Here is an 8,225-nt window from a genome sequence, read left to right as displayed (position 1 = left end):
GCCCTGGCACTGGAAAGCCCACCAGCAGGTCCACAATACCATCGCCGCCTGAATACGCCCGCGTCTCTCGCCGGATGGTTACCGGAAGGTAGAGATGGTGTTACCGGGAAGCCGCTTGACCCGATGAGACGTTGGCAGGTCAAAAACTGGCTTGAAATTATCGAGCAGAATATTGCCAAGGCCAACATTTCTTCATGGCTGCCCTAATTTACCATTTTGAATCAGGTTTTACTGCATTGGACATAAGTTTCAGATGCGGTGCTCTGGCAGGGAAATGACAATGTCATCCGACCACAAAAACCATGAGGTGCAGGCTTTACTAGAAGCAGGCAAATCCCTTGAGCAAGCGGCTCAACTAGAGGGGATTGATGAGCATACGCCCCTTGGCCGATGGATTATTTCAGTGCGTGCGGCGATGGATGCTCAAGCACGGCTGGTACAAGCTTCATCGGCACAAATGGAATCTTTCGAAGCACGGCTTGAGCGGATCATCGCTCTAGCAAAACAGGACACTGAACATCTTCGTGCTCTTTTAGAGAAAGGGTTTGATAGCATTCAGACCTTGCAAAACACGGGGGAAGTGAAGCTGAAGGAGCAGGAGCTTTCTCTCAAGCAGGACCAGCAGGCGCTGTTCAATCATTTCATGCTGTCACTGGAAAAGGGCCTGAAAGATCAGGTGTTCGAGCGCATTCGCGAGCGGCTACCCACACAGGAATATACCCTTTACCGGGAAGTCCGTTGGCACGCTTATGTCAGGTTGGTGCTTATGGCTGGAGGTCTGATTTTACTGGGCGCGTCTGTGTTCCTCTTTGCGACATGGGACCAGAGCAGCAGGGGCCGCTACTGTCTTGCTCACACGTACCATGATTCAAAAACTGGCCAACTCTGGTGCGACCTGAGCGACGCCCCTTAATTCCTGCTGAGCTGTCCAGCCTGTTCCGGCCTGTCCAGTTCAGAGCAGCCTGAGCCTGACGAAGTGGGCTGCGTCCAGCGCGGGGCTATTGCCCTGCGCTGGGGGCGGGCCACTTCGTCCTGGCGAGGGTTGCGCCGCCGCGAAGCGGAGCCGAAGGCTGACTGGACAGGCCGGAACGGGCGATACGCTTATGGTTGAGCGGACAAGATACGCCTAAGGCGGCCTAAGCCGCCTTAGGCCGTTCATTGGGAGCAGGCGAGTGCAGGCTCGACCTGCACACATTAGAAGTGCTCACTAAAGCCGTTATGACTGCTCAAGGCGCTTTCTAATAGCCGCAAGGCGATTGGCAATCGGCCCCAGAGCAAGAGCAAATGCCGCACTAAGGAACACGAAAGGAAGCGCGAGATAAAGGATACCCGTTAAAAAACTATCCATTTTTCAGTCCTCCTTGTCTGCATCATAAGGGATTAGAGCGAGCAACACCAAAGAAATAAATTCAAACAAGAGTGCGACACAAAGGGCCGCAACAGCCGTGTGCAAGTTGAGAGCGGCAAAATTTGAAAATACCGGCGTCACCAGCCCCACGCCTATGATAGCCAGCGCAACAGATTGTGCCAGAGACGCAACTGCCTTGAGTCTATCCTCTTTGTGCTTTCTCGTTTGTGATGGTGGCAGGATCGCCCGCAAGAACGGGTGAGAATGTTTGTCGTAATCCGTCATTAAAATCTGTCCAAATCTGCACGGAGTGCCGGGGCGAAAGCCCCGGCGTGTTTTTCAGATGCCCTGTGCATCGTCTAGTAGAGCGCTTGCCTTCCCGTGAGAGACGGGGGGAGAAATGCAGGCCAGAACGCATTGCGGCGGGCAAAGCCCGCCGCGCGATTTTCCGATGAGAGTCTACCAATTACCCCTTGTGATCTGGAGACTGTCGGGCTGGTAACAGCCACCGTGCAATCCATCCGCTCGCGGCAAAGGTAACAGCAAACACACCGAGCACCATAACTGTGTTAGTTAGGAAGGCGTTTGTCATTGCTTGTCCTCCTTTGAGGTTTCCTTAGCAGGAATATAACTCAAAAACTCAAACGCTGCACGTTCCAAAATTGCGGCAACCATAACTGCGGGCAGCTTGTGCCATGACCACCCACCTGCCGCGAAAAATGGGGAGATAAGGGACAGGCCCACCAACGTAAGCGCAAGATTCTGGCAAGCAGAGGCCGCCAATTTGAGTCGCTCTGTGAGCTGTATGTCATTTTGTGGGGGCTTTTCCGGGATACCGAGCATCTCTAAAACCGCTCCGGGAATTGAGGTTTGCCGGGCCTTTTGGCCCGGCTGATCGTTGTTCAGATGCCCAGTGCATCGTCCATCAAAGCGCTCGCTTTAGCGTCAATGGGCTGTTTGTTACGTGTGTTCTGGTATGCTGACCATTCGGCCCCCATAAGTTCCCGATAAGCAAGGCATGCACCCTCTGCGATGCAAACCAGAGAATAGGCTTTGACTGCGTTTTCAGCCGCAATCCGGCGGGCAAAGTCCACACGGTTCGGGCCACCATCAACGCCCATGCGGTCTTGATCCCGATATTCATTGGCCCACTGGTCTTTTGCGTCCTTGGCGACCAGACGGCGGGTTTCATAGAAGTTTGCGGACCCGATAGCGGAGCGAACAAGAGCGTCAACAGTGCGGTCAAGGTGCATCTTGAGGGCTGTCAGATTGTCGTCACCACGAATCTGATTAACCAGCACGGGATAAAGAATATTGAACTGGTCACGCACAATAGAGTCACCCACTCCGAGCAATTCGTTGGTGTCGGCAGATTCCAAACCAAACATGGAAACAATCTGGCCAATCTGCACTTCCTTGGGGGCAAGGTCTTTTGCGGCCTGAAGAGTGGGAGCCTCCATAGCGGCTTTACGTGCCTGCGCTTCCTTAAAACGGCGGACCTGTTCGGGGGAAGCCTTACCGGCTGCATCACCCTTGCGAGGAGCGGATTTCTGAGCGATTGTGTTTTTACCGTCGGACATGAAAGTACCCTTTTCTGTTCTACGCAGTCCCGGTCTGGTGTTGGTAGCACTGACCGGGGCGCTTTGTTGTTTGGGCCTATTCCCTCTCAACAAGTAAAGAATAGTACAGACACACAGAAACCGCAAGCATTAAATCCCCATAGATAGCAGAAAGCCGCCATTTTTATTGTTTTTTTCGCGCAAATACTGCTTGCAAACGAAGTATAGATCGAATGTTTTACTAGACCATATCCTGCCGGGGTTCGGGGCGGCGAGCGCCCGAGGCGGTTCCGAGAGTGGAGGGGATGGAGGCGTTTTTCTGAGCCACATCCTGCCGTCGGCCAAGACAGCCCTTTGACCAGCTCGTCAACACCGGAGCGTCCAGAACAAGCCGGTCAGCGTGCGGGCAGCGCGGGGCTTATGCCCTGCGATGAACGCACGATGGCCAAGGCGCCGTGAGGGTCGCGTAGCCGCGCTAGCGGGGGCCCTTGGCCCGTGTTGATGAGCTGGTCAAAGGGTTGTCATACTGAAGCTGGATGCTCGGCCGTAATCCCCGGAACGTGCCCCCCTGATGCGCCCTTGCGCATCAGGGGGGTTGAGGAAACGCCCCGCTCCCCTACCCCACCGTTCGATATCCTGCACGGCAGCACAAGACTGCGGGTGAGCATGTATGCGACTGCACGGAGACCCCGCAGGGGGCTCCGGGTGAGGTTGGCGGCCTGCCGCCTAGCGAACCTGGTGTGAACGCACTCGGCCCCGCCGAGCCGCCCCAGAACCTTTTCCTGATGCGACAACCGTATTCACAACCTGATGGGGGATACTCACGGCATGACGATCTGTCATGAAGCGACATGAGGATTTCAAGAGATGTGTATTGTTCAGACACTACGCCATTATGGGGTTTATGGCCTCTTCGCGCTTATTGTGACATCTACCGCGCAAGCATCCGATTATGGTTTTGCGACCATTTCGTTGAAGGATGGGACAGAGCAAACGATACAGCTTGTGCTAAACGGTCCGAAGCAGACTCTCACTTCCTTCCGGAATTCCATGTATCTGCCTGATGTGAGAGACACCAGTTCAGGGACACAGAATTCGATATCCACATTATCGAGGCCTGAGTGCTCCAATAACTGTGATCGTGTTGAGCTGGAAGCGAAGGGAACAATAAGTGGCCGTGTAATTTTAAGGTTTAATGTTGTCCACAAAGACGTGCTGAGGCTTCGCCCCTCACTGATCCAGAGGGAAGGATCTATCCAGAATCCTGAAATAACTGGCTGGACCATTGAGGGAGCTGTTTTGATCAGGGAAAGACAGGTTCTGCCACTGGTCCTGACATCGAGTGGCGAGCAGGTTGGGACCCTGACGTGGAAGAACGCCCCCCCCTGAGCGAGGCCACTAAGGTGGCCCGCCAGAGAGACCTGTTTGGCTGGAAGCGACCGCGGCGAAAGCCGCGCAAGCTTGCTCACCTCATTGATCTGGGGGACCACGGGTGTGTTTACCCCCCAGGGAAACATATGGTGGCATTGTTCCGATGCCACCGATGTGGCTGGGAAAGTGAATGGCGTGAAATGTCCAACGTCACCGAATGCCACCGAGGCATACCGTGCGAACGCTGTAATACAATTACCGAAGATATGGACACCAGCGACAACGCGAAGAAGCTTGCGAACCCACCGGGATGAGCCCGAGACAAAGTAAGTCTCTATAACTCTTATTCTGGAAGCTCTGGTAATATATTATCGCTCATCGGATTATCACTGAGAAGTTATAGAATAATTTATTTCGTATGTGTTTTTATCTATCCACGACACACAACGCCTTCAGTTTTGCGTTGTGTGTCGTGGACATAAGCTCGGAATGGCTTTCCCAAAAACGCATTCCAAACTCCTGAGGCTTTCTATCTGCCCGCGTTAGCGGAAGAGGGATGAGTGTGGTGAACCCATTAAAGACAAAAGCCATTTCAAGATTACGGAATGGCCACTGGCTTTCGATTGTTTCTACAGAGGAAAAGAGCGGCACAGGCTATGCACATATTGTCCGTGTTGTAGAAACAACCGATGGTTGTTTCTACAACACGGGAGAGGATAATGTCGTTGCGATCCACTCCACCCATCGCCGTTGCGTTACTGAACATGAGGGCTGCCAGTGTTGTTCTAACTGCCATCAATACGTGGTTTCACAAAAACGGGCTCAAGAGATTTTCAACCGTATCTCTGCACGAGAAGGCGCGGCGATCCGGCAGGTCTCTCAGACGTAAACTCTATGCATATCAGTGTGAGAGACGTTTTCTAGTTCTTCTTGCCAGTTAGTGACAACAATGTTCGAATTTCTTCGCGCCTGTCGTCAGGAATAAACCTGCTCTCGATGTAGAGAGGGTAGGTTTCATCCGGCAGGACAAACCAAGTGGCGTAACCTCTGGAGATTGGGTTCCCCTTTTCCCCATTTTCCCCATTCCAGCGTTGTGCGAGGACGTAACGCGTATGCTCATCATCGGTCCACTGGCCAAAAGCCATGGACCACCATTTGGTGACATGCAGAATATAGATCAGCTTCCACTTGTCCCGTGGAGAAACAACCTCACGAGGATGGAGGCCGGTGATCACGTTGTCAGTTCCGGTGGTGGTCTCAATCATTGGCTATATCCTGTGGAGAGATCAGGGATAGGTCATTTACCTATTAAGGCTCGGGCTTTCGCACGGATGCACGACAGTTCTGTTTCAGAAACGCAGCCTTTTCGTTTGGCCCCCCGAGATTTCCAGTCGAGGGACTTGACCTGATCTGCCAGAACAAAGCTCTTTGTTTTGCCATCAACCATGACTTCAAAGGGGTACCCTTTGGATTTTGTTGTCAGAGGGCAGCACAGCAACAGGCCGATGCGGTTATAGGCAGCAGGCGAGAGGACAACAGCAGGCCTATGGCCTGCCTGTTCATGCCCAGACTGTGGAGTAAAATTGAGCCAGATGATATCGCCTTCATCCGGAACGTAATCAGCCATGATTAAAGCAATTCCTGACCGGCTGGCGAACCGAAATCAACCTCACTATGGACGTTATCAGGGGTTATTCCTGCCAGAAGTTCTGCCAGATCACATTCAGCAACAACAACTGGTTCGATAATAATGCGGCCCGCCTCTTCCCGCACATCAACCGCCTGATCAAGACGCAAGCCAGCTGCATTCATCACAGATGAAGGGATACGAACGGAAGCACTGTTTCCCCATTTTTTGACAAAAACCTGCATGGTGACTTCCTTTGCATTATTCGCCACAAATTACACAAAGCACTCCAGAAGTGTCAACAATGTATCAACAAGCCTTTATGTCTGTGTCCGTTGTGCAAGGGAGAGAACTGCCATCAATCACGACAGCGCTTTCACCAGTTCAACAACACTGGAACCGCCCCACCTGATCTGCCGCCGGACAGGTCAGGCGGGAACAGACTGTAACGGTCGGATTTCTGGTTGTTCGTGCTGCGCTGCGTTCCAAAGATCATAATTGGCCTGCATCATAGCCCAACTTCGGGCAGAACCCGCTCCCGCAATTTCGAGACGCAATGCCAGATCGGGGCTGATTGACGCCTTACCGTTCAGCACGCGGGACAGTGCAACACGAGACATACCCAAGCGTTCCGCTGCATCTTTGACAGAAAGACCGAGTACCGAAATGACTTCATCCTTGAGTACTTCTCCGGGGTGGGGTGGATTGAACATCATTGGTGCGCCTCCTAATGATAATCCTGATAATCGACCAACTCTACATCAGAACCTATAAACCGGAACGTGATGCGCCAATTTCCATTCACCCACACGGACCAGTAATCTTTAAGCTCTCCCTTTAAGGAATGAAGCTTGAAACCGGGTAGATTCATGTCGTCCGGGCCTTCTGCCACATCCAATCGACCGAGAAGGTTCCTCAGCTTTTTTGCATGAACCGGTTGGATGCCGCGCAAAGAGCCTGTGTGATAAAAGCCTTCGAGACCTTTATGTCGGAAGCTGATTATCATTTGATTGTGTATCGCGTAACGTTACGGCAGTCAACGGGGAACACCCCTCGCCGAACGGGTGGCATACCCGTTCGGCACAAACGTGAACATATCTGCCGCACTCAGAACGGAATTTCGTCGTCCAGATCACCAGAGGCATGCGGAGCAGCAAAACCACTGTTGGTTGCGCTACGTTCGGGCCGGGGTGCGTAGTCCTGCCCGGCTCCATAACCGGCATCACCACTTTCACCCGTATTGCGGCTGTCCAACAGAACCAGTTCGCCCCGGAAGCGGTCCACAACAACTTCGGTCGTGTAACGTTCCTGCCCACTCTGATCAGTCCATTTGCGGGTCTGGAGTGCGCCCTCAAGGTACACCTTCCGACCCTTACGTAGGAAGCGGTCGGCTACATCGGCCAGCCGGTCGTTAAAAATCACAACACGGTGCCATTCTGTCCGCTCGCGTTTTTCGCCCGAGGCGCGGTCGTTCCATGTGTCGCTGGTAGCGAGGGAGAAAGAAACGATTTTCTGACCACTCTGAGCATGTCTCACTTCGGGGTCTTTACCAAGATTACCGACCAGAATGACCTTGTTAACGCTGCCTGACATTTGCTTGTTCCACTAAAAATATTGCGAAGAATAACACTAATCTGAATTACGATTTAAGCGGCTTTCAGCCTGGCCCGTTCCATCTGGACGTACTGTTCCGCCCATTTATTGACCTGGGCAGCAATCTCCGCAGGGGTTCCTTCCCGGCCGTCCCAATCTTTGAGCAGGTCAAACCCAGAATGCAGGGCGATATACCGGCGGCTTTCCGGGTCTTCGGAGTAATTGGCTCCAAGATACCGCGCACCATTGGGCACCATCTCTCCATCGGCACCCAGCCCTGCAAACAGCCGTTCCACACCGCTCGCAGGCCGGTTCGGGTTATGATAGTGCCAGCCATGATGCTCCACCAAAGCAGCGAGGGTGAGATCTGAGTAATGCGGCCCCTCCTCACTCCCTTGCGCTCCTGAACGCAAATTGCTTACAGTGTTTTTACCGTCGGACATGAAAGTAGCCTTTTCTGTTCTACGCAGTCCCGGTCTGGTGCTCGTAACACTGACCGGGGCGCTTTGTTGTTTGGGCCTATTCCCTCTCAACAAGTAAAGAATAGTACAGACACACAGAAACCGCAAGCAAAAAAGCCCCATATATAGCTGAAAACCGCCATTTTTATTGTTTTTTTCGCGCAAATACTGCTTGCAAACGAAGTATAGACCGAATGTTTTACTAGACCATATCCTGCCGGGGTTCGGGGCGGCGAGCGCCCGAGGCGGTTCCGAGAGTGGAGGGG

Annotated in this window: 13 protein-coding genes and 1 pseudogene; 3 read left to right on the top strand and 11 right to left on the bottom strand. The window is 53.0% G+C overall.

What is annotated here, in order from left to right; translation table 11 throughout:
* Both AABE20_RS08510 and AABE20_RS08505 read left to right on the top strand, forming a co-directional pair.
* Window positions 1-207 (top strand): annotated as a pseudogene (locus tag AABE20_RS08510) (hypothetical protein); the annotation flags it as partial.
* A 73-nt stretch (window positions 208-280) separates the two neighbouring features.
* Window positions 281-913, top strand: coding sequence for a hypothetical protein (locus tag AABE20_RS08505; protein WP_338332676.1), 633 nt, complete (start codon window positions 281-283; stop codon window positions 911-913).
* Window positions 914-1,216: 303 nt separating this feature from the next.
* On the opposite strand, the gene AABE20_RS08500 is transcribed toward AABE20_RS08505, so the two are convergent.
* The 4 genes from AABE20_RS08500 to AABE20_RS08485 form a co-directional block, all read right to left on the bottom strand.
* Window positions 1,217-1,348, bottom strand: a complete 132-nt coding sequence (locus tag AABE20_RS08500; RefSeq protein ID WP_338332675.1) for a hypothetical protein — start codon at window positions 1,346-1,348, stop codon at window positions 1,217-1,219.
* Between the two features lie 3 nt (window positions 1,349-1,351).
* On the bottom strand, window positions 1,352-1,633 hold the full coding sequence (locus AABE20_RS08495) for a hypothetical protein (protein WP_338332674.1): 282 nt from the start codon (window positions 1,631-1,633) through the stop codon (window positions 1,352-1,354).
* 303 nt (window positions 1,634-1,936) lie between these two features.
* On the bottom strand, window positions 1,937-2,191 hold the full coding sequence (locus tag AABE20_RS08490; RefSeq protein WP_338332673.1) for a hypothetical protein: 255 nt from the start codon (window positions 2,189-2,191) through the stop codon (window positions 1,937-1,939).
* Between the two features lie 59 nt (window positions 2,192-2,250).
* Window positions 2,251-2,928, bottom strand: coding sequence for a hypothetical protein (locus AABE20_RS08485; RefSeq protein ID WP_338332672.1), 678 nt, complete (start codon window positions 2,926-2,928; stop codon window positions 2,251-2,253).
* Window positions 2,929-4,834: 1,906 nt separating this feature from the next.
* Here AABE20_RS08485 and AABE20_RS08480 point away from each other — a divergent pair.
* Complete coding sequence (locus tag AABE20_RS08480; RefSeq protein ID WP_338332671.1) at window positions 4,835-5,167, top strand: hypothetical protein; 333 nt, start codon at window positions 4,835-4,837, stop codon at window positions 5,165-5,167.
* 31 nt (window positions 5,168-5,198) lie between these two features.
* Here AABE20_RS08480 and AABE20_RS08475 read toward each other — a convergent pair whose 3' ends face one another.
* From AABE20_RS08475 to AABE20_RS08445, 7 genes are all read right to left on the bottom strand, one after another.
* Window positions 5,199-5,543 (bottom strand): hypothetical protein, encoded by a 345-nt coding sequence (locus AABE20_RS08475; protein WP_338332670.1) that lies wholly within the window; start codon window positions 5,541-5,543, stop codon window positions 5,199-5,201.
* Between the two features lie 32 nt (window positions 5,544-5,575).
* Entirely contained in the window at window positions 5,576-5,905 is a 330-nt protein-coding gene (mazF, locus tag AABE20_RS08470) for an endoribonuclease MazF (protein WP_338332669.1), read from the bottom strand.
* A 2-nt stretch (window positions 5,906-5,907) separates the two neighbouring features.
* On the bottom strand, window positions 5,908-6,150 hold the full coding sequence (locus AABE20_RS08465) for an AbrB/MazE/SpoVT family DNA-binding domain-containing protein (RefSeq protein ID WP_338332668.1): 243 nt from the start codon (window positions 6,148-6,150) through the stop codon (window positions 5,908-5,910).
* Between the two features lie 183 nt (window positions 6,151-6,333).
* Window positions 6,334-6,621, bottom strand: a complete 288-nt coding sequence (locus AABE20_RS08460) for a HigA family addiction module antitoxin (protein ID WP_338332667.1) — start codon at window positions 6,619-6,621, stop codon at window positions 6,334-6,336.
* A gap of 11 nt (window positions 6,622-6,632) precedes the next feature.
* On the bottom strand, window positions 6,633-6,911 hold the full coding sequence (locus tag AABE20_RS08455) for a type II toxin-antitoxin system RelE/ParE family toxin (protein ID WP_338332666.1): 279 nt from the start codon (window positions 6,909-6,911) through the stop codon (window positions 6,633-6,635).
* Between the two features lie 101 nt (window positions 6,912-7,012).
* Window positions 7,013-7,498: a single-stranded DNA-binding protein gene (ssb, locus tag AABE20_RS08450; RefSeq protein ID WP_338332665.1), complete on the bottom strand. Its 486-nt coding sequence runs from the start codon at window positions 7,496-7,498 to the stop codon at window positions 7,013-7,015.
* Between the two features lie 53 nt (window positions 7,499-7,551).
* Window positions 7,552-7,941: a hypothetical protein gene (locus tag AABE20_RS08445; RefSeq protein ID WP_338332664.1), complete on the bottom strand. Its 390-nt coding sequence runs from the start codon at window positions 7,939-7,941 to the stop codon at window positions 7,552-7,554.
* Window positions 7,942-8,225: the final 284 nt, after the last annotated feature.

This window comes from Acetobacter zythi (genome assembly GCF_963921165.1).
Classification (GTDB): domain Bacteria; phylum Pseudomonadota; class Alphaproteobacteria; order Acetobacterales; family Acetobacteraceae; genus Acetobacter.
The sequence above is the reverse complement of the archived record's forward strand: the minus strand, read 5'-3'. Positions and strand labels throughout refer to the sequence as shown.